Raw genomic sequence first — 20,771 nt, forward strand, 5'->3', positions numbered from 1 at the left:
AGTTCGAACAGGGTCGAGCCTTCAACCGGTTCGCCGCCGCCAAGCGCAGGCCGGCGTTCCGGAAAGAGACGTCAATGCGATTTCCGCGTCTTCTGGTCCTGCTCGCCGCGTCCCTGGTTTGTGCGACGAGCGGCGCGCTCGCGGGCCCGCACGACAGCCTGAACGGCAAGCTCGTCGTCGGCTTTCAGGGTTGGTTCAAATGCCCGACAGACAGCGGCAGCGAGCATAGATGGGTTCACTGGTTCACCAGGAACACGCCGGACGCAGCCCATCTGCATCTCGACATTGCGCCCGACACGAGCGAACTCAGCCCTGAGGAAAAGTGTCCGACGCCGCTCACGACCAGGAGAGGCGGCGTTTTCAACCTGTATTCCGATCAGAATCCCAAGACGGTCTCGAGGCAATTCGAGTGGATGAAGGAGTACGGTATCGACGTCGCTGCGCAGCAGCGTTTCCTTGTCGGGATCGATCCAAATAAGGCGCCTGTCGACGTGCGTCAGGACTGGGATCGGGTTCTGGATAATTCCCTGCAGGCCGCCGACGCGACCGGCAGGGGATTGTACGTAATGTACGACATCGCTGCCGCCGATCCCAAGAGATGGGTAGACGTTCTTGTCGGCGACTGGAAGACCCTGCTCGCCACGGGACTCGTCGGGCATCCGAGCTATCAGCGCCACAAGGGCAGGCCGGTGCTGGCGATTGCCGGGATCGGCTTGGGGGACAGACCCGGGACGCCCGAAGAGACGCTCCGGCTCGTTTCCCAATTGCGCGAGGCCAGCGCCGGCTTTGGCGGCGTCACCTTGATCGTGTCGGGGCCGGCCGCATGGCGAGCCGGAAACCGCGACGCCAAGAGCGGGCCCGGTTGGGATCAGGCGTACAAGGCCTTCGACATCATCAGCCCCTGGACGGTCGGCCGGTACACGGACGCGACGAGCTTCGACGCCTTTCTCAAGCAACGAATCGAACCGGACATTGCCGAGACCAAACGGCTCGGTATCGACTATATGCCCGTGATCTACCCGGGCACGTCGCAACAGAACCTCTTAGCGTCAGAAGGGCGCCGCCCTTCTTCTCCCCAAGTCCGGCTCTACAACCATGTTCCGCGCGATTGCGGACGATTCTTGTGGATGCAGGCGGCGCGCGACCGGCAGGCCGGCGCGACCATGCTTTATGCGGCGATGTTCGACGAGGTGGACGAAGGGACGGCGCTGTTCAAGCTCGCCCAGCCCGAAGACGAACCGCGGGATCCGCAGATGCTGACCATCGACGCGGACGGTTGCAAACTGCCATCGGACTGGTATCTGCGCGTGGCGGGCGCAATCGCCGAGATGCTCAAGCGTCATGAGCCGCCGAGCGCCGCATTGCCGATTTCGCCTCGATAGGCGACGGCGGCGACTTGGCTCCGAAACCGGCTCGCGCTTTCCGTTCGGCTTCCCCGCCGCCGCGCTCCCTTCAATCAGAGGCAAGGCCGGGCCCCGCCCGTTCGGGCTCGAGGGCTCGGAACGGCAGCGATGAGCTTTCCGTGAACCCTATGCGATGTCGACCCATTTTCGCGCCCGCATCATCAGGGGGAGTCCGATCACGAGCAGCGCAACCGAGCAGCCGACGATGAACGGCAAGCTCCAGATCGTCTTCACCGATGGCGGGAATACCCCGGCCCGGAACATCTCGCAGGCGTTGGCGAGCGGCGACCACTCGACGATCACCCGCACCCGGGGCGGGAGCCAGCTCGCCAGCGCGAACGAGCCGGTCAGCGGCAGGGTGAGATACATGAGCGGATGAAGGAGTTTCTCGACGATTTCGGAAAACTCGCTCAACCCGGCCACCACGCTGGCGAAGGACAAGCAAAAGAGCGTGTCGGCGCCCCACGCGGTCAGGAGCAGGCCGTAATCGCTGGGCGGATCCATGAGACCGAACATCACGCCAAAGAAGGCGATGATCGAAAACGACGTCAGGATCGCGATGCTCTCCAGGATAATATGAGCCAAAAACATATCGACAACGTGGACATGTTGATGGTAAAACAACCAGGCGTTGCGCTTGATCGTCCCCATCGAACCGTTCACGCTGTATCGCCAGAGCTGGATGTGGCTATACGCGGTAAGCGCGAACGGGAAGACCTTGACCGTGCTGTGGCCTTCGGCGCGGCCCGACACTGCCCATAGAGAGATGACGCCGAGGGTCAGTATCAACGGTTCGGCGATGGTCCAGAAGAAGCCGAAGGTTTCCCGGGTGTATTTGGCTTGCGCAACGCGCACCGTCAATGCGCTCACGACCCGAATCTGGATTGCAACGCTCGTCATGAACGACGGCTTGCGGACTCTTCTCGTGATGGACATCGACCCGATTTCGTTCATGGCTGAGCCAATAGCGCGTTTCCGTCTTCGCCTGCAAGTTTGGCCGTGTTGGGGCGAGGGACGCGCCGGCCGTGGGCGAGCGCGACGCCCCACGCGATGGGGCGGCGCGGCCGGATCACAGCGGGTGTAACGCGCGGCCGGAACAAACCACGAACATTTTCTTGACGAACACGCCGGCCGCTGCTCAAATGCAGTCATGATATTCTGTTTTTCCAAATCGTACTGGCACGCACTTTCGCTATTGGCGCAGGGTGGGTCAGCGGGCGCAGACCTGCCGCGCCGCCCCATCCGCGCGATCTCGAAAGCCGCGCCGCATCTCCCGGAGGACGTCGTGAACCGATTTTCCCTGACAGCCGTCTTTGTCCTGGCGCTTGCGCCGCCGGCGGAAGCCCAGCAGATGAGCGGGTCGATGCTCCCCACCCAGGCAGCTTCCCCGATCGCCGCCGAGACGTTCAGCGGGACCGGCGCCCCCGCGGCCGCCAGTCTCGCCAACCGCGCGACCGATTCCGGCGTGACCTTCAACCTGAAGGAGGACTTCGGCGCCGCCTGCGACGGCGCCACCGACGACACGACGCAAATCCAGAACTGGCTCGCGAAGGCGGCCTCGGGCGTCCGCCTCGTCTTCCCGGCCGGGACGTGCCTGTTCTCGTCGACCCTGGCCGCGCCGACCGCGAGCAATTACAGCATTTCCGGCGCGGGCTCGGCCGCCTCGGTCCTCAAATACACCGGAGCCTCGACCGCGACGCCGCTCATCAACCTCGGGTCAGCGACGGAAACCGGAGTGGTTCCGGTCGACTTCTCCGTGACCTCGGTCAATGCGGTCACCGGGCCGCTGCTCGCGATCAACGGCGCCGCCTACACCCCCGTCGGAACGGGCGATCGTCGCATCGTCAACGCCCTCGACCTCGGCGCGGACCCGACCGGCGTCGCCGACAGCACGAACGCGATCCAGGCGGCCTTCAACACCGGGACCAATTCGAGCGACAAGTCTGCCGCCTTGCCCGGCGTTTGCGTCTATCTTCCCGCAGGGACTTACCTCGTCACCGGCACGATCACCCTGCCGCATTACAACGCCTGCCTGATCGGCGACGGCCGCACGCTGTCCGTCCTGACCGTCCCCTATTCGTCGACGTGGGCCACGGCGTTGCCGACCGGCGTGCTCGTGGCGCCTTATGGCGTCGGCAACGACTGGACCGGGCCGATCCTGCGCGACTTCGGCATCGCCTTCACCGGGCAGGTCGATGGCCCGACCCGGGCGAACCTCCTGACCTTCCCGCCCGGCATCTTCATGCAGCAGGTGAGCCGGGCGCGCGTCGAGCGGGTGCGCATCACCGGCGGGACGTCCTGCATCGACGCGCGCGGCAACGTCGGCGGATCGTACTTCGTCGACGACGAATGCGGGGCGATCGCGCAAGGGCTGCAGCTCGGCGGCGCGGCGACCTTCGGAACGGGCCAGACCGGGACGTGGGCGATCACCAGAGGCACCTACGACAGCGGGACCTCGACCGTGACCCTCACCGGCACGTCGTGGGGAACCCCGTCGCCGGCCGTCGCCGTCACCGTGCAGAATGCCTCGCCGTCATGCCTGAACGGGACGTGGCTCACCTCCGCAGTCGGCGCGAACACGCTCTCCTACGTCGACACCGGCTGCTCGGCGTGGACGGGCGGCGGGACGATCTCGACCTCCGGCGCCGGCGAGGGCGTTCACGTCTACGGCTGGCACGCATGGGACTTCGGCTGGTCGACCACGAGCCACCTCAAATACATCTACTGCGACGGGACCAATGTTTCCATGCAGATCGGCCGCGTCGATCAGCTCGACGTGATCGGCGGGCAGTCGTTTTGCGGCAACGTCGTCTACAACCTCGACGCCTCCAACTCCGAAGACCGCAATTACTGGACCGACTTCGGCATGGACTCGTCCGCGTGGCAGCAGTCCGGCGGCACGGTGTTCATGAGCGGCGGCAATCTGCTGACGGGCGGGCTCGGCCCCTACCAGAACGGCACGAACACGCAAGGATCGTCGGGCTGGTCCCCGCGCATCCAGATGGGCGCCGCGGGATCGGACCCGAACGCGCATCTCTATATCAAGAATGCGACCATCGGCAGCTATGCGTCCACCATCGGCGCGATCAACGTCACGAGCGGCTATGTCGATATCGACGGCGGGCAACTGAACTGCTCGAATGGTGCTGTGCCGTGCGGTCTCGTCAGTGGCGGCGGCCTCTCGGTTCGCAACGTTGACTTCTCTCCGAACGCCGCGCCGGCCTCCTATACCATCGTCACCGGGTCGATCAACTCCAGCACCATCACCCTGACCGGATCGTGGGGAACGGTCGCGTGGGGGCCGCTCGTGACCATCTCGGGTGCGACCCCGTCTTGCCTCAACGGCACATGGGTGATCACCAACAGTGCGGCGAACTCGGTCTCGTTCACGAACCCGGTCGGCTGCTCGGTTTGGACCGCTGGCGGGACGGTCGGGAACACAAACTGGTCGTCGCCGTCGACCGCCTATCTCGCTCAGACCGGCGGGTGGGTGCTGGCGGTCGGGAATCGTTTCCTGAACGCGAACGCGGGCGTCGGCATCGGTTACGCGAGCGACAACGCGTTCAACTGGACCTCGCCGATGGCCAATTCGATGGACGGCGCGCAGGTCGTGCCCCCAAGTACGACCAACCTCGGCTTCTACGGCTATCAGTTCAACCCGGCCGCCTACGGAAAGGACAGCTCGGTCAGCATGAACGCGACCGGCGGCGCGAGCACGGGCTTTACTCTGATGAACGCCGGCGTCCAGAAGTGGCGGGTTCTGCTGACGAGCGGCAACAACGACTTCCAGATTTCCGACAAGACGTCCGGATCACCAGTGTCTTGGCTCACGGTTCTCCCTGGTGGAAGCGCGACGATCGGCGAGTCGCCGTCCAACACGACGACGATCAACGGCGGGCTCGCGGTCGGCGGCACGCTCGGCGTCGCGGGGAACACGTCGCTCACCGGCGGGTCCCTCTCGGTGTCGTCGGCGACCGGAAACGCGATCATCTCGATGAACGCGCCGAGCGGATACGGCGCCGGGATCGTGCTTCAGGCCAACGGATCGAACGCCTGGGAGACGCAAGCCATCGGAAGCGGCGGGACGGCCGGGCACTTCCAGGTCGACGACATCGCCAACGGCTACGCTGCCGCGCTCGACGTCGCGCCCGGAGGAAGCGTGACGGTCGGCGAGCAGAACAGCAACGTTCTGACCGTCACCGGGTCGCTGGCGGCGAAGGCGAGCGCGACGCCCACCGCCTCCGGCTCGTGCGCGGTCGCGAGCCTGACCGGCGGCCAGATCGCCGGCAGCTTCAAGGCCTCCGCCCCCTGCGCGGGGGGGACCGTGACGCTCGCCTTCGCCGCGACTCAGGCCAACGGCTACGCCTGCGACGCCCACGATGAGACAACGCCTCTGGATATCTTGAACCAGACCGCCCACACGACCACCGCGGTCACCCTGGCCGGTTCGATGGCGAACGGGGATATCGTCGTCTGGAAGTGCGTCGGGTTCTGAACCGACGGTATCCACACGCGGGTCGACGGCGGCGAACGCTGCGGTTTGCAGCGTTCTCGACCCGCGGCCCTGCGGTTTGCGCTGTTGCCCGAGCATCTGATATGCCGCTGTGGAGAGAGCGGTTCGCCGAGACGCGAGCAGGTTCGGGGCAGTTCTGTGAATCGCAGCGCCGGCTTGGCGGCCTCGACGTCACGTCCAGACACGACTCCGCGCGTTGGCCGGCGAGGATCGTGGCCTCGGTCCGCGCGCCGGCATATCCTTGCTGTCGCAGAAGCTGATGGGAAGAAAACGCCAATGCGGTCTCCGCGTCTCCTGGTCCTGATTGCCGCGTCCCTCATTTGCGCAATGAACGGCGCTTCGGCGGGCCCGCACGACAGCCTGAACGGCAAGCTCGTCGTCGGCTTTCAGGGTTGGTTCAAATGCCCGACCGACGGCGGCAGTGAGCACAAATGGCTTCATTGGTTCACCAAGAACATGGCGGACGGCGCTCATTTGCACCTCGACGTTGCGCCCGACACGACCGAACTGACGCCTGCCGAGCAATGTCCGACGTCGCTCGCGACCAGGAGGGGCGGCGTTTTCAACGTGTATTCCGATGAGAACCCGAAGACGGTGCTGAGGCAGTTCGAGTGGATGAGGGAGTACGGCATCGACGTCGCCGCGCAGCAACGTTTTCTCGTGGCGATCGATCCGAAGAGCAAACCGCTGGACGTCCGTCAGGGCTGGGATCAGGTTCTCGACAACTCCCTGCATGCCGCGGATGCGACCGGCAGGGGCCTGTACGTGATGTACGACATCGCCGGCGCCGATCCCAAGACCTGGGCGGATGTCCTCGTCACCGACTGGCAAAACCTTCTTGCGTCCGGAATCACCGGACGCCCGAGCTATCAGCGCCACAAGGGCAAGCCTGTGCTTGCGATCGCCGGGATCGGCCTGGGGGGCAGACCCGGGACGCCCGAAGAGGCGCTCGCTCTCGTGTCCCGGTTGCGCGAGGTCAGCGCCCCGTATGGCGGTCTGACGTTGATCGGAGCGGGGCCGGCGGGCTGGCGAACGGGAACGCGCGACGTCAAGGGCGGACGCGAATGGGATCCAGTCTACAGGGCCTTCGACATCATCAACCCCTGGACTGTCGGCCGCTATCGGGACGCGGCGAGCTTCGAAGCCTTTCTCAAGGAGAACATCGAGCCGGACCTTGCCGAAACGAAACGGCTCGGGATCGACTACATGCCGGTGATCTACCCGGGCACGTCGCAGCAGAATCTGTTCGCGTCCGCCGGACGCCGCCCTGCCGATCGCCAAGCCCAGCTTTACAACATGGTTCCGCGCGACTGCGGACGATTCTTGTGGATGCAGGCGGCGCGCGACCGGCAGGCGGGAGCGACCATGCTCTACGCGGCGATGTTCGACGAGGTGGACGAAGGAACGGCGCTGTTCAAGCTCGCCCAGCCCGAGGACGACCCGCAAGGCGTGCAAATGCTGTCGATCGACGCGGACGGCTGCAAACTGCCGTCGGACTGGTATCTGCGCGTTTCCGGCGAAATCGCCAAGATGCTCAAGCGTCACGAGCCGCCGAGCGCCACATTGCCGATTTCGCCTCCGTAGATTAGACCTGCCCGGCTTCGCCTGCAGACTTGGCCGCGTTGGGGGGACGCGCGCGCAGGCAGTCCGCGGCACGCGTTGACCTGAGCGGCGGCGCGACGTGACCGCAACGCCTTTCGCGAGGGTATGAATGGAGTTGCGAACAAGACCAGGGCATTTCTCGACAGACCTCAGGGTCGATTAGTCGAGGAGGGACGCACCGAAGATATGCGTCCCACCCACCCTGCCCCATGCCGTCATGATTTTCTCGTGCAACTTGACGTCGTCTTCGCACAGAGCCGCCAGGTGTCGCTGAAGGGGCTCATCGAGATCTTCCATTCGCAGGAGTTGCGGCGACGCGTTGGCTCGCGTCTCCGAGTCGATTCCCCATTGCTCGAGCAGCCAACTCTTGTACATCTCGATTGGCACAATCTCGATATTCGTGCGTATGATTAAATCGACTGCAGAGTCGAAATTGCCGCGGCCGAGCATGTGCCTGGGAAGATTTTGTATCATCATCCCTTTGTTCCGCAGCATTTCTCGGCCCAGCTCCCTTCTTGCCTCCACATCCATATTGCGGTCGAAACTGCTTACGCCGAGATAGCTCGCGTATGATTGGGTGTCCGGCCATTTACACTCCGGATCTTCCTTCACTCGTCTAAGATAGTAGTTTATCAGCGAAAGGATACTTTTTCGTGGATCGCGGACGACGGTGAAAATGCGATCGTTCGCCCTGCACAAACGTTTGTCGACATACCACGCCAGCGAAACGTGTCCCGATGCGACGATTTCGTTGGCGCGCTGAGCACGGCGAGCGGTTTCCGCCAGATGCGCCAGCAGCTTATCCGGGGTCGTCTCAGGCCGGCTATGATTGTAGTGAATGTATGGCAAGTGATTGACCAACTTCTCGCGAAAGTCGGTCCCGGCCGTCTTTGGGATGTGAATGTGGATCAGGCGTTGCTTCTCAGGGTACGCCCTGAGCAGCATTTCGACAATATTGTTCCGAAACTCGCCTGATTGGAGCGAGGCCAGCGCGTGAGCCCGGCGATTGAGTTTGCCGGAAGAGGCAACGACGGACGCCGATTCGGGCAGTCGACCAAAGAACGTATGATAGATGTGCTGAACGTTTTCGTCCGACCAGTCGAAGCGGCCGATGAAGGTCTCGACCGACTCATCCGGCGCGACGTCCGACATCGCGTCAAATAATTCACGCATGGTTTTCGGGGCAGCGATCATGTTCATTAACTTCTATACTCAGGAAGGGTGGCGACCCAACGTGGAACCTCAACCGCACAGACCGGCGAAGCGCCGCCCCCGCGGCGCGTCGTCGACCGGCGCCGACCTCGTCATCCGGCCGGTTGGCGAACCGGGTAACGGGGGTTATCGGCGACGAGATTCGCGCCGACGATATCCGTCCCGTCGACCCTGCGCCACGCGCTCATCGTCTCGAGGCACGCACGGCGATGCATTTGTCTTTGTCCTCGGTCGACATCATCCCTCCAGCAGCAGCCGCTTCGGAATTTGTTTTCCAGGCGCCTCTTCCAGAGTTCGAATGCTTTTCAGGGCGGGAACCATGGACACACTTTTCCCTTTGGTGACAAACTCGCCGTCTCGGACAAAAAGCGGAAACCGCAAGCAAAGTCAACGGCTGTACCTCTTTCCGACAAAGCGGGTTAGATAATACAGTGACCCGATGCTGTTTTGTCCGGGCAGCCCGTGCCGCCGGATCAATCGTCGAGGAGGTCAGAGCCGAAAATATGGGTCCCGCCGACTCTGCGCCACGCCTTCATGATGCGCTCGTGCAACCTGAAGTCCTCCTCGCAGACGGCATGCACTCGGCTCAGCAGCGATTCGTCGAGATCCTCCGTTCGAAGGACTTTGCGCGACTCGTTGGCCCGGGTCGTCGAGTCGATGCCCCACTGCTCGGCCAGCCAGTCGCTGTACGCCTCGAGCGGCACCAACTCGATGTTCGTCCGGACGATCAAATCTATTGCGGAGTTCAGACTTCCGCGTCCGAGCATATTGGTCACGAGTATCGAACGGGTGAAGTCCTCCATTTTCAACATCGTCCTCGCCAATTCGCGTTGGTCATCCTCGGCCATATTCGGTTCGAAACGGTCGATCTTCAGAGACTTTGCCCAAGCGCTCGGCCCCGGCGACCTGCATTCCGGATCTTCCCTGAATCTCCTGAGGACGTAGTTAACGTTCGAAATCAGCGAAGCCATCGGTTCTCGCACAACCGTGAAGAGCCGATCGCCCGTCCTGTATAAGCCCTTATCGATGTACCATGCCAAGGCGGTATGGCCAGTCGCGAGGATCTCGCTGGACTTACGTACGCGCTGAGCCATGTTAGCCAAGTGAACAATAAGTCTAGACGCGGTATATGAAGCACGACTCCTGTGTGCATCGTGTAAAAATGGCAACTTTCCTTCGAGTTTGTCGCGGAAGTCCACGCCAGCCGTCTTGGGAATGTGAATATGAATCACACGCTTTTTCTCTGGGTACGCCTTCAAAAAACAACTCAGGTATTCGACTTTGAAATTCCTTTGATTGAATCGTCGTCATTGCCTGTTCTCTGCGGTCGCCCTTGGCGAGTTTACGAACCACAGCTTCGGATTCAGGCAGGCGGTCAAGGAACGTACAATAAATATCGTGAACGCCCATTTTCGCCCAATCAAATAGATCGACGAATTCCTCGGTCGACTTCTTAGTCCGATGATGATCCGCCATCGCATCGAACAGGCCACGAATATTGGTTGGAGCAGCGATCACAAGAAGACTCGTCCGGTTCGTGAAAGATAACTCTGCTGACACAGGCCGTAAAAAATACCGCCTGAAACTCGATCTGGCCTAAACGCTGCGCGCTTCGGCGATCCGGAAGGAGGCGTCCAACCCCTTCTGAAGTGAAATACCCACGACGCCCAAATCCGCGACCGCTCTGTCATCCGGGAAGTCGGACATCGCATCAACCACCTTGCGGCGGCTTCGAGCGGCAGGGGCCAATTGACATACTCTCGTCACCAAAGGATATTTTGCTCATGGCAGGATAAGAACTCCACGGCCTGAGAAATGTCAACGCCTCCGACCGTTGCGACAACGGCTCGGATCCGTTTCGTGGCGGTCAGTTGCCGGCGGGCGCCGTCCTCGATCGGCGCTCGACGGCGGGTACAATAGTTCCGACGCCCGGGGCGTCGAAACTTGGGTCAGGCGATCCCGACGAGCCCGGGCCACGACCGCTCCGACCGAGCTACCCTCGCCCCTTCTCCGCGGCGCGGCGCAGCGCGTCGGCGAGCGCGCCGCCGCCCGGGGACGGGCGGTCGGCGGCAGCGTTGGCGGCGCGCATCGCCTTGGCGTCGCCGCGGCCGCCGCTTCCCCGCGAAACCTCGCCCTCGGGGTCCGTCAGGCGCATGGTGAGCGCGATGCGCTTGCGCGCGACGTCGACCGCCAGCACCTTGACCTTGACCACGTCGCCGGGCCTGGCCACCGCGCGCGGATCCTTGACGAACGCATTGGCCATCGCCGACACGTGCACGAGCCCGTCCTGGTGGACGCCGATGTCGACGAAGGCGCCGAAGGCGGCGACGTTGGTCACCGTCCCCTCCAGCACCATGCCCGGCTTCAGGTCGCCGAGCGACTCGACGCCCTCGCGGAACGCCGCGGTGCGGAAGGCGGGCCGCGGGTCGCGGCCGGGCTTTTCCAGCTCCTTGAAGATATCCGCCACCGTGGGCACGCCAAAACGCTCGTCGGCGAAGTCGGCGGGCCGAAGGCCGCTCAGCGCCCTGGCATTGCCGATCACGGCGTGGATGTCGGCCTTCAGCCTCTCCAGGATGCGCCGCACCACCGGATAGGCCTCCGGGTGGACCCCCGAACGGTCGAGCGGCTGGTCGCCGCCGGCGACGCGCAGGAAGCCGGCGCTGAGTTCGAACGCCTTGGCGCCGAGGCGCGGCACGTCCTTCAGCGCCGAGCGGGTCCGGAACGGCCCGTTCGCCTCGCGATGGACGACGATCGCCTGCGCGAGCGCGTCGCCGATCCCCGACACGCGGGCCAGCAGCTTGGCCGAGGCGGTGTTGACCTCGACGCCGACCGCGTTGACGCAGTCCTCGACCACCGCGTCGAGCGAGCGGCCGAGCTTCTGCTCCGACAGGTCGTGCTGGTACTGGCCGACGCCGATCGACTTCGGGTCGATCTTGACCAGTTCGGCGAGCGGGTCCTGCAGCCGCCGCGCGATCGAGGCCGCGCCGCGCAGCGTCACGTCGAGGCCGGGCAGTTCCTGCGCCGCATAGGCCGAGGCCGAATAGACGGAGGCGCCGGCTTCCGACACCGTGACCTTGGTCAGCTTCAGCTCCGGATTGCGGGAGATGAGGTCTGCGGCGAGCTTGTCGGTCTCGCGCGAGGCGGTGCCGTTGCCGATCGCGATCAACTCGGCCTTGTGGCGGATCGCCAGCGCCGCCAGCACGGCGAGGCTCTCGTCCCAGCGCCGCTGCGGCTCGTGCGGGTAGATCGCCGTCGTCTCGACGATCTTTCCGGTCGCGTCGACCACCGCCACCTTGACCCCGCTGCGGAAGCCCGGATCGAGACCGATGGTCGGCCGCCCGCCCGCGGGCGCGGCGAGCAGCAGGTCGCGGAGGTTTGCGGCAAAAACCTTCACCGCCTCGTCCTCGGCCTGGGTCCAGATGCGCAGCCTGAGGTCGACCGCGAGCTGGGTCTCGATCTTTGTCCGCCACGCCCAGCGCGCCGCGTCGAGCAGCCAGCGGTCCCCGGGCCGGCCGCGGTCGGCGATGCCGAAGCGGTGGGCGACGGCGAGCTCGAAAGGACCGAGGGCGCGGGACGCCGGATCGGCGTTCGGATCGGGAACGAGCGCGAGGTCGAGCGTCTCCTCGCGCTCGCCGCGCATCAGCGCCAGCGCCCGATGCGACGGGATTTTCGTCAGCGGCTCGGAAAAGTCGAAATAGTCCGAGAATTTCGCCCCCGCCGCTTGCTTGCCTTCGCGGACCTTGGACACGATCCGGCCGCCGCGCCAAAAATCCTCGCGCAGGCGGCCGATCAACTCGGCGTCCTCGGCGAACCGCTCGGTCAGGATCGCGCGCGCGCCGTCGAGCGCGTCCTGCGCGGTCTTGACCGCCTCCGGCTTGACGAAGGCTTCGGCCTGCGTGAGCGGCTCCCGCTCGGGGTGGGCGAGGAGGGCTTCCGCGAGCGGCCCGAGGCCGTTCTCGCGGGCGATCTGCGCTTTCGTGCGCCGCTTCGGCTTGAACGGCAAATAGATGTCCTCGAGCCGCGCCTTGGTGTCCGCCTCGCGCACCTGGGCTTCCAGCGCAGGGTCGAGCTTGCCCTGGTCGCGGATCGATTCGAGGATCGTCTTTCGCCGGTCTTCGAGCTCGCGCAGATAGACGAGCCGCGTCTCCAGCGTGCGCAGTTGCGTGTCGTCGAGCGCCCCGGTCGCTTCCTTGCGGTAGCGGGCGATGAAGGGCACGGTCGAGCCCTCGTCGAGGAGCTGGACCGCGGCTGCGACCTGCGCCGGCCTGACGTTCAGCTCCTCGGCGATGCGATCGGCGATGGGTTTCATGGGGCTCCCAATCGAATCGGCGGCGGAGCCGCGCATTTACCCGCGCGCCGCCGTCCCGGTCAAAGACGAAACGGCCTGCCGGCGGGCCTTTGCTCGAAACGGCGTGGGCCGCTCAGTTCGGCGCCTTGCGCGTTTCGGGCTCCGTCTCGACCGCGGTCTGCAGACGTTTGGCGGCGAGCGCCACGAGCCGGCGCTCCTCGGCGTGCGCGGCCTCGCTTCCCGGCAGCGCCGCGACGAACCGGTCGACGGCGGCGCCGAGCCAGCGTTGCGTCGCTTCGGCGCAGCGGTGCTTCATCCGCAGCGCGCGCTTCTCGACCAAATGCCAGGAAAGGCCCGCCGACACGGCGGCGATCGCCGCAGACGAGGCGAGCAGTCCCGCGAGCGTGATGCCGGGAAAGGCGAAGGCGAGCGTCTGCTGCGCCGGGAAGGCGTAGATGTAGACGCCGTAGGAATAGTCGCCCGCGCTGGCGTAGCGGCGGATGAACCCGCCCGGCAGATAGGCGAGGTGGAGGACGATCGGCGTCCAGCAGAGGAGATAGGCGACGAAGCCGACGCGCTGGTCGACCGACCCCGCGAGCGCGAGAACCGCCACGAGCGCGGCGAGCACGCCCCAGGACATCGGGATCTTGTGGCGCCAGTACCAGAGCGCCGAGCCGTAGAGCCACATGAAGATGGCGACGTCCGTCCCGGAGAACGGGCCGCCGGACAGGCGGGAGCGCGCCACGGCGGCGCCGTAGACGACGGCGGCGACGGGCGCGAAGATCATCACCCCCTTCAGCCGGAATTTCGGCGCGAACGCGAACGCGATCCAGGTGATCCCCAGGTAGACGTACATGCGCAGTTCGACCGGCAGCGTCCACAGCGAGCCGTTGAACTCGTTCCTGAGCGGCATGGACTCGAACACGCCCGGCAGCGAGAAGCGGATGCCGGAGAACAGGGTCGAGCACTTCCACAGGTATTCCCAGGTCAGGCGCGAGCCGAAGAACTCGCGCAGCGGCAGGGTGGTGACGAACGGCGCGAGCCCGAACGTGGTCACGATCAGCATGACCCAGAGGCCGGGATAGAGGCGCAAGAGCCGCGCCCAGTAGAACTCGATCAGGTTCGGCCGCAAGAGCAGGCTCGCCGTCACCAGGAAGCCGCTGGTGACGAACAGCATGTCCAGCGCCGCCTCGCCGTAGCTGCGGCCGAAACCGGCGAGAAAGGCGTCGGTGACCCAGGGGCGGCCGAGCGCCGCCAGCGAGTGGGTGAAGACGACGAGAGCCGCCGCGAGCAGGCGCAGCAGGGTGAAGTTGTTGTCCTTGCCGACGGCGTAGTCGGAGATGCGCATCAGCGACCCCGCGCGCCGCGAGGCTGGCTTCGCCGGCCCGTCGAACGCGACCGGCGGCCGTCCGGTCATTCGGCCGCCCGCGCCGGCCGTTCCGGCTGGGCGAGGCGCTGCGCCTTCAGCAGCTCCGCGATCGTGAAGGCGAGCTCGATCGACTGCTCGGCGTTCAGCCGCGGGTCGCAATAGGTGTTGTACCGGTTGCGCAGATCCTGCTCGGAGATCGCGCGCGCGCCGCCCGTGCATTCGGTGACGTTCTGGCCCGTCATTTCCAGATGGACGCCGCCGGCATGGACGCCTTCGGCCGCCGTCATCGCGAAAAAGGCGCGCACCTCGGCGCCGATGCGGTCAGTCGGCCGGGTCTTGTAGCCGGTCGAGGTCTTGATCGTGTTGCCGTGCATCGGATCGGTGACCCACAGGAGCTGGCGGCCCTCGCGCTTCACTGCGCGCAGGAGCGTCGGAAGCGCCGCCTCGACCTTGTCGGCGCCGAAGCGGCAGATCAGCGTCAGGCGTCCCGGCTCCTGTTCCGGATCGAGGATTTCGATCAGGCGCAGCAGATCGTCGGCCGTGATCGACGGGCCGCACTTCAATCCGATCGGGTTCTTCACGCCGCGGCAATAGTCGACGTGGGCGCCGCCGAGCTGGCGCGTCCGGTCGCCGATCCAGATCATGTGGCCCGACGTCGCGTAGTAGTCGCCCGAGGTGGAGTCGAGCCGGGTCAAGGCCTGCTCGTAGCCGAGCAGCAGCGCCTCGTGCGAGGTGTAGAAGTCGGTCGCCCGGAGCTCCGGATGCGATTCGGCGTCGAGGCCGATGGCGCGCATGAAGCCGAGCGTCTCGCTGATCCGGTCGGCGACCAGCTGGTAGCGCTCCGACTGCGGGCTGTCCTTGACGAAGCCGAGCATCCAGCGATGGGCGTTCTCGAGGTTGGCGTAGCCGCCGGTGGCGAAGGCGCGCAAGAGATTCAGGGTCGCGGCCGACTGGCGATAGGCCTCGAGCTGGCGGCGCGGATCGGGCTCGCGCGCCTCGGCGTCGAACGCGATGTCGTTGACGATGTCGCCGCGGTAGGCCGGCAGCGACACGCCGTCGACCGTCTCGAGGTTCGACGACCGGGGTTTGGCGAACTGGCCGGCGACCCGCCCGACCTTGACGATGGGCGAACCCGCCGCGAAGGTCATCACCACCGCCATCTGCAGGAAGACGCGGAAGAAGTCGCGGATGTTGTCGGCCGAATGTTCGCCGAAGCTCTCGGCGCAGTCGCCGCCCTGGAGCAGGAACGCCTCGCCCGCCGCGGCGCTGCCCAGCGCCCGCTTGAGCTTGCGCGCTTCGCCGGCGAACACCAGCGGCGGATAGCCGGCGAGGCGCCGCTCGGCGTCAGCCAGCGCCGCCTGGTCGCGGTAGACCGGCGCCTGCTCGATCGGCTTCGTCCGCCAGCTGTCCGGCGTCCAACGTGTCGTGGCCATTCCCAACGCCTCTATCCGCCCCTCGGCGATTTGCGAAGGGCAGCCTATTGAACGGAAACCGCCGACTGTTCAAGCCGGAAGGCTGCGCCGGCGCGTCGAATTTCGCCCCGGCGCCGAGGATTCGGGCTCCACGGCGGCGCCCGTGTCTCTCGCGCGGGAGGCTCGGGCGTGCAACAAGGACGCGCTTTACCCGATTCTGTCCGACGTGTCCGCCGCTCTCTCCTCCATCGCCGCCCTCTTGTGCTCGGTCGTGCTGCTGATCGGCGGCAACGCCCTGATCGGGGTCGCGACGCCGTTGCGCGCGCGGCTCGACGGGTTTCCCGACCTGACGATCGGCCTGCTCGGGTCGGCTTATTTCGCCGGGATGCTGGCCGGAACGCTCGCGGCGCCGGCGGTGATCCGGCGCGGCGGTCCCATCCGCGCCTTCGCCGCCTTGGTGGCGCTCGCGATCGTGAGCGTCCTGCTGATGCCGGTGGTCGTTTCGCCCTGGCTGTGGCTCGCCTGCCGGGCGCTGACCGGCTTCGTCTTCGCCGGCCTCTACGCCGTGATCGAGGCGTGGATCAACGCGCGCGCGACCAACGCCAACCGCGGCGCGCTCTACGCGCTCTACCAGATCGCCAATTTCGGCGCTTCCGCCGCGGGCCAGATGGCGCTGCAACCGCTGGGGCCTGCCGGGTTTCCCCCGTTCGCGGTCGCCGGCGCCCTGCTCGCGCTGGCGATCGTGCCGATGGCGATGACCAGCGTCGATCCGCCGGCTGAGCCGCGCACCGTGCGGCCGCGCCTCCTGTGGCTCGTCCGCATCGCCCCGATGTCCTGCGCCGCGGCGTTCGCGGCCGGCGCCGCCAACGGCGCGGCGATCTCGCTCGGGCCGATCTTCGCGGTCGGGATCGGCATGTCGCCGGACAATGCGCCGATCTTCACCTCCGCCATGGTGCTGGGCTCGGCGCTCGGCGTCTTTCCGGTCGGGGCGATCTCCGACCGGGTCGACCGGAGGCTCGTCATGGCGGCGGTGATGACCGCGGGCGCCGGCCTCGAACTCGCCCTCAGCCGGATGGGGGCGCCGAGCCTGTCGGTCGTCGCGCTCGGCTTTCTCGTCGGGCTGACGACCTACGCGCTCTATATGCTTGCGGTTTCGATGGCCAACGACGGCGCCGCGCCGCACGATCTCGTCTTCATTTCGGTCGGGCTGCTGTTCATCTACTGCGTCGCGGCGATCGCGGCGCCGGCGATCGCGGCGACGCTGATGCGGGATTTCGGGCCGCAGGCGCTGTTCCTGCACAACGCCGCCGTGCATATCGCGATCGCCGGCGCGGCGCTCTGGGGCGCGATCGTCGCGCCGAGGAGAGGACGGCGGCTGTAGGGCGGCGTCGGCGACGCCGCCGGCGCGGTCAGCGACCGCGCCCTACACGTCCTTGGCCACCGAAATGTCCGGCGCGGCGGGGTTCTTCATGCCCACGACATGGTACCCGGCGTCGACATGCAGAATCTCGCCGGTCACCCCGCGCGACATCGGCGACAACAGATAGACGGCCGATTCGCCGACCTCCTCGATCGTCACCGACCGGCGCAGCGGGGCGTTGTATTCGTTCCAGCGCAGGATGTAGCGGAAATCGCCGATGCCCGAGGCGGCGAGGGTCTTGATCGGCCCGGCGGAGATGGCGTTGACGCGAATGGCCTTTTCCCCGAGGTCGGCCGCGAGATAGCGGACGCTCGCCTCGAGCGCGGCCTTGGCGACCCCCATGACGTTGTAATGCGGCATCCACTTCTCGGCCCCGTAATAGGTCAGGGTCAGCATCGAGCCGCCGTTCGTCATCAGCCTTTCCGCCCGCTGCGCGATGGCGGTGAAGGAATAGCAGGAGATCGCCAGCGACTTGGTGAAATTGTCCTCGGTGGTCTCGATGTAGCGGCCGGTCAGCTGGTCCTTGTCGGAGAAGGCGATGCAGTGAACGACGAAGTCGAGCGAGCCCCACGCCTGTTCCGCCGCGGCGAAGACCGCGTCGATCGTGGCGCCGTCGGTGACGTCGCAGTGACCGAACACCTGCGCGCCGAGCTCCTGCGCCAGCGGACGGACGCGCTTTTCCAGCGCTTCGCCCTGGAAGGTGAAACCGAGCTCCGCGCCCGCCGCACGGGCGGCGCGGGCGATTCCCCATGCGATGGAGCGGTTGTTGGCGACGCCGAGGATGATCCCGCGCTTTCCGCTGAGGACGCCCGTCGATGCGGGGGCCGGGTTGGCTTGCTCCATCAATTCCTCGCTCAGGCTCCAATCCGGGACAGGGATGAGTGGGCATCCCTTAGCGTCGCCGGGCGCGCATGGGAAGTGAGCGCCGCGGTCTCCCCCGTCACAAAATGTGTGAGATCGCTCATATCCCGCCGCCGGCCGCCGTCGCACGCTTCCGCCCGGGCGGGGGCGTCAGCCCCGGCCGGCGCGCGGATCGTAAGGCTTGCGCTCGCGCCACTTGCGCATGAGCTCGGTCAGCTCCGGGTCCTCCGCGGCCGGCAGGACGATCCGCATACTGGCCAGAAGATCCCCGGCCGCCGCGTCCTGGGAGGCGGGCAGGCCCTTGCCGCGCAGCCTCATGACCCGGCCGCCGCCCGCGCCCGGCGCGACGGCGAGCTCCACTTCGCCGGTGAGGGTCGGGACCCGGACCTTGCCGCCGAGGACCGCGTCGTAAAGCGTCACCGGAACGTCGACCTTGAGGTCGCGTCCTTCGACCTTGAAGGTCGGATGGGGCGCGTAGCGGACGGCGACGAGCACGTCGCCTTGCGCGCCGCCGTGCTCGGCCGAATGCCCTTGTCCCCGCAACCGGATCGACTTGCCGTCCTCGATCCCGGCGGGAACCGTGACGTCGAGCGTCCGGCCGGTGGGCAGGGCGACGCGAACCGACCCGCCGCTCGCGATCGTGGTCAGCGGAACCGCGATCGTGACCGCGATGTCCTCGCCCTTGGCGGCCCGCGACGCCCGCGCGCCGCGGCCGCGGCGACCTCCGAACAGCTCGGACAGGATGTCCTGATCGACGGAACCCGGTCCGGCGCTGAAACCGCCGGGGCCCCACTCGAAGCCGGCCGCGGCGCCCGGTTGACGGCCGAAACCGAACCCCTCGAATTGCGGCGCCCTCGGCTTGCCGTCGGCGTCGATCTCGCCGCGATCGAAAGCCGCCCGCTTCTTCTCGTCGCCGAGAATCTCCCAGGCCGACCCCACCTCGGCAAACCGCTCCTTGGCGCGCGGCTCCTTGCTCTGGTCGGGATGATACTTCTTGGCGAGCTTGCGGAACGCGGACTTGACCTCGGCGGCGCTCGCCTGCTTCGCCACCCCGAGAACCTCATATGGATTACGCATCATGAGCCCATGTGAATGCAGCCGCCTCGTCGAAGCGCGGTCGCCGATGTCTCCGTATGGTATCTGGGCCTTCCCGGCCCCATCCGCAAGACGGCCGACCGCGGCGGCGCGCGCCCGGCGATTCGTATCGTTTGCCGAGCCCGGCGCCGTTGTCGATCCCCGAGGACGGGTTTAAGAGGCGGGGAAACGGGTTCGTGGCGAAAAGGAGCGGCGCGGCCGTGGACAGCTTGACCGACTTCACCGAGGCTCAGGACCCGTTCGCGCTGTTCGCGCGCTGGTTCGCGGACGCCTCAGCGAGCGAAATCAACGACCCCGAGGCGATGACGCTGGCGACCGTCGACGAGACCGGCTTGCCGGACGCGCGCATCCTTCTGTGCAAGGGAGTCGACGCGCAGGGCGTCGTCTTCTACGGCAACGTCGAGAGCGCCAAGGGCCGCGAGCTCGCGGCCAGCCCGATGGCCGCGGCCCTGTTCCACTGGAAGTCGCTCCGGCGCCAGGCGCGTTTCCGCGGGCCGGTCAGTCCCATGCCCGAGGCGGAGATCGACGCCTATTTCGCCTCGCGGCCGCGCCAGAGCCGGATCGGGGCCTGGGCGAGCCAGCAGTCCCGCCCGCTCGAGTCGCGCGCGGCGCTGGAGGCGGCGGTCGAGGCGGCCGCGAAGCGGTTCGGCGACGGCGCGATCCCGCGACCCCCGTACTGGCGCGGCTGGCGCCTCGCGCCGTTGCAGATCGAGTTCTGGCATGACGGGGCGTTCCGGCTGCACGACCGCGTTCTGTTCAGCCGCGCCGACGTCGAGCAGCCCTGGGAGCGGAGGAGGCTCTACCCATGACCTGGTCGGCTGCGCAATACCTGAAATTCGAGGAAGAGCGCACCCGCCCGGTGTGGGACCTCGTCGCCCGCGTCCCGGTGTCGGACGCACGCCGCGCCGCCGACATCGGCTGCGGTCCCGGCAATTCGACCGAAGTCTTGCGCGCGCGCTATCCGCACGCCCAGATCGTCGGGATCGACAGTTCCGCCGACATGATCGCGGCGGCGCGCAAGCGCCTGCCCGACGTCGCCTTCGAAGTCGCCGACATCGAGACCTGGCAGGGCGCAGGCTTCGACGTCATTCTCGCCAATGCGGTGATCCAGTGGATTCCCGATCACGAGGCGCTGCTGCCGCGGCTGATGGCGAAACTCTCGCTCGGCGGCGCGCTGGCGCTCCAGACGCCCGACAACCTGGACGAACCGAGCCACGCCCTGATGCGCAAGGTCGCCGCGGAGGGCCCGTGGGCGGCGACCCTCGCCGGGGCGGCGGGGGCGCGGGCGCCGCGCCACGCCGCGGACTGGTATTTCCGCCTGCTGCGCGGGCGCGCCGAGCGCGTCGACATCTGGCGGACGACCTATTTCCACCCGCTCGCCGGCGCCGCCGCCGTGGTCGAATGGGTGAAGGGCACGGGGCTCAGGCCCTTCCTCGACCCGCTCGCGCCCGGCGAGCGCGAAGCCTACCTCGCCTGCTACCAGGCGGAGATCGCCGCCGCCTATCCGGCCGAGCCGGACGGCGTGGTCCTGCTGCCGTTTCCGCGGCTGTTCATCGTCGCGACGCGGTAGGCCGGGACGGAGAGCGCCCTTCCGCG

General features: G+C 66.6%; 15 protein-coding genes. 6 read left to right on the plus strand and 9 right to left on the minus strand.

Annotation, left to right across the window (positions count from 1 at the left end; genetic code table 11):
* Positions 1-74 precede the first annotated feature (74 nt).
* Positions 75-1,382, plus strand: coding sequence for a glycoside hydrolase family 99 protein (locus DFR50_RS01290; RefSeq protein WP_113887365.1), 1,308 nt, complete (start codon positions 75-77; stop codon positions 1,380-1,382).
* Positions 1,383-1,529: 147 nt separating this feature from the next.
* On the opposite strand, the gene DFR50_RS01295 is transcribed toward DFR50_RS01290, so the two are convergent.
* Complete coding sequence (locus DFR50_RS01295; RefSeq protein ID WP_170152987.1) at positions 1,530-2,339, minus strand: ABC transporter permease; 810 nt, start codon at positions 2,337-2,339, stop codon at positions 1,530-1,532.
* A 349-nt stretch (positions 2,340-2,688) separates the two neighbouring features.
* Between DFR50_RS01295 and DFR50_RS01300 the strand changes: the two genes are divergently transcribed.
* On the plus strand, positions 2,689-5,898 hold the full coding sequence (locus tag DFR50_RS01300) for a glycosyl hydrolase family 28-related protein (protein ID WP_170152988.1): 3,210 nt from the start codon (positions 2,689-2,691) through the stop codon (positions 5,896-5,898).
* A gap of 294 nt (positions 5,899-6,192) precedes the next feature.
* A complete protein-coding gene (locus tag DFR50_RS01305; protein ID WP_113887368.1) occupies positions 6,193-7,500 on the plus strand; it encodes a glycoside hydrolase family 99 protein in 1,308 nt (435 codons plus the stop codon).
* Positions 7,501-7,677: 177 nt separating this feature from the next.
* Here the strand turns inward: DFR50_RS01305 and DFR50_RS01310 are convergent, their stop codons facing one another.
* From DFR50_RS01310 to DFR50_RS01330, 6 genes are all read right to left on the minus strand, one after another.
* Positions 7,678-8,712: a hypothetical protein gene (locus tag DFR50_RS01310; protein WP_210208772.1), complete on the minus strand. Its 1,035-nt coding sequence runs from the start codon at positions 8,710-8,712 to the stop codon at positions 7,678-7,680.
* A 491-nt stretch (positions 8,713-9,203) separates the two neighbouring features.
* Positions 9,204-9,701 carry a hypothetical protein gene (locus DFR50_RS01315; protein ID WP_113887370.1) on the minus strand — a complete coding sequence of 166 codons (498 nt, stop codon included), beginning with the start codon at positions 9,699-9,701 and terminating at the stop codon, positions 9,204-9,206.
* A 145-nt stretch (positions 9,702-9,846) separates the two neighbouring features.
* On the minus strand, positions 9,847-10,248 hold the full coding sequence (locus DFR50_RS31170) for a hypothetical protein (RefSeq protein WP_147262625.1): 402 nt from the start codon (positions 10,246-10,248) through the stop codon (positions 9,847-9,849).
* Positions 10,249-10,723: 475 nt separating this feature from the next.
* Positions 10,724-13,039: a Tex family protein gene (locus tag DFR50_RS01320; protein WP_113887474.1), complete on the minus strand. Its 2,316-nt coding sequence runs from the start codon at positions 13,037-13,039 to the stop codon at positions 10,724-10,726.
* A 112-nt stretch (positions 13,040-13,151) separates the two neighbouring features.
* Positions 13,152-14,435, minus strand: coding sequence for an acyltransferase family protein (locus tag DFR50_RS01325; protein ID WP_113887371.1), 1,284 nt, complete (start codon positions 14,433-14,435; stop codon positions 13,152-13,154).
* The gene (locus DFR50_RS01330) at positions 14,432-15,820 is read right to left on the minus strand and encodes a class II 3-deoxy-7-phosphoheptulonate synthase (RefSeq protein WP_113887372.1); all 1,389 of its coding nucleotides are present in this window, start codon (positions 15,818-15,820) and stop codon (positions 14,432-14,434) included. The genes DFR50_RS01325 and DFR50_RS01330 overlap by 4 nt, the downstream gene beginning before the upstream one ends.
* 142 nt (positions 15,821-15,962) lie before the next feature.
* Here DFR50_RS01330 and DFR50_RS01335 point away from each other — a divergent pair, with 142 nt between their 5' ends.
* Positions 15,963-17,180 carry an MFS transporter gene (locus tag DFR50_RS01335; RefSeq protein WP_170152989.1) on the plus strand — a complete coding sequence of 406 codons (1,218 nt, stop codon included), beginning with the start codon at positions 15,963-15,965 and terminating at the stop codon, positions 17,178-17,180.
* 42 nt (positions 17,181-17,222) lie between these two features.
* Here DFR50_RS01335 and fabI read toward each other — a convergent pair whose 3' ends face one another.
* Both fabI and DFR50_RS01345 read right to left on the minus strand, forming a co-directional pair.
* On the minus strand, positions 17,223-18,062 hold the full coding sequence (gene fabI / locus DFR50_RS01340) for an enoyl-ACP reductase FabI (RefSeq protein WP_113887373.1): 840 nt from the start codon (positions 18,060-18,062) through the stop codon (positions 17,223-17,225).
* 168 nt (positions 18,063-18,230) lie between these two features.
* Entirely contained in the window at positions 18,231-19,157 is a 927-nt protein-coding gene (locus tag DFR50_RS01345; protein ID WP_113887476.1) for a DnaJ C-terminal domain-containing protein, read from the minus strand.
* A 218-nt stretch (positions 19,158-19,375) separates the two neighbouring features.
* Between DFR50_RS01345 and pdxH the strand changes: the two genes are divergently transcribed.
* On the plus strand, positions 19,376-19,984 hold the full coding sequence (gene pdxH, locus DFR50_RS01350; RefSeq protein WP_245427235.1) for a pyridoxamine 5'-phosphate oxidase: 609 nt from the start codon (positions 19,376-19,378) through the stop codon (positions 19,982-19,984).
* The gene (gene tam / locus DFR50_RS01355) at positions 19,981-20,745 is read left to right on the plus strand and encodes a trans-aconitate 2-methyltransferase (RefSeq protein ID WP_113887375.1); all 765 of its coding nucleotides are present in this window, start codon (positions 19,981-19,983) and stop codon (positions 20,743-20,745) included. Before pdxH ends, tam begins: the two co-directional genes overlap by 4 nt.
* Positions 20,746-20,771 lie beyond the last annotated feature (26 nt).

The sequence above is a fragment of the Roseiarcus fermentans genome (genome assembly GCF_003315135.1).
Taxonomy (GTDB): Bacteria; Pseudomonadota; Alphaproteobacteria; order Rhizobiales; family Beijerinckiaceae; genus Roseiarcus; species Roseiarcus fermentans.

Coding starts and splice junctions, on each gene's coding strand:
- DFR50_RS01290 (WP_113887365.1), top strand. CDS start 75: ATGCGATTTCCGCGTCTTCTGGTCCTGCTCGCCGCGTCCCTGGTTTGT.
- DFR50_RS01295 (WP_170152987.1), bottom strand. CDS start 2,339: ATGTCCATCACGAGAAGAGTCCGCAAGCCGTCGTTCATGACGAGCGTT.
- DFR50_RS01305 (WP_113887368.1), top strand. CDS start 6,193: ATGCGGTCTCCGCGTCTCCTGGTCCTGATTGCCGCGTCCCTCATTTGC.
- DFR50_RS01310 (WP_210208772.1), bottom strand. CDS start 8,712: ATGATCGCTGCCCCGAAAACCATGCGTGAATTATTTGACGCGATGTCG.
- DFR50_RS01315 (WP_113887370.1), bottom strand. CDS start 9,701: ATGGCTTCGCTGATTTCGAACGTTAACTACGTCCTCAGGAGATTCAGG.
- DFR50_RS01320 (WP_113887474.1), bottom strand. CDS start 13,039: ATGAAACCCATCGCCGATCGCATCGCCGAGGAGCTGAACGTCAGGCCG.
- DFR50_RS01325 (WP_113887371.1), bottom strand. CDS start 14,435: ATGACCGGACGGCCGCCGGTCGCGTTCGACGGGCCGGCGAAGCCAGCC.
- DFR50_RS01330 (WP_113887372.1), bottom strand. CDS start 15,820: ATGGCCACGACACGTTGGACGCCGGACAGCTGGCGGACGAAGCCGATC.
- fabI (WP_113887373.1), bottom strand. CDS start 18,062: ATGGAGCAAGCCAACCCGGCCCCCGCATCGACGGGCGTCCTCAGCGGA.
- DFR50_RS01345 (WP_113887476.1), bottom strand. CDS start 19,157: ATGCGTAATCCATATGAGGTTCTCGGGGTGGCGAAGCAGGCGAGCGCC.
- tam (WP_113887375.1), top strand. CDS start 19,981: ATGACCTGGTCGGCTGCGCAATACCTGAAATTCGAGGAAGAGCGCACC.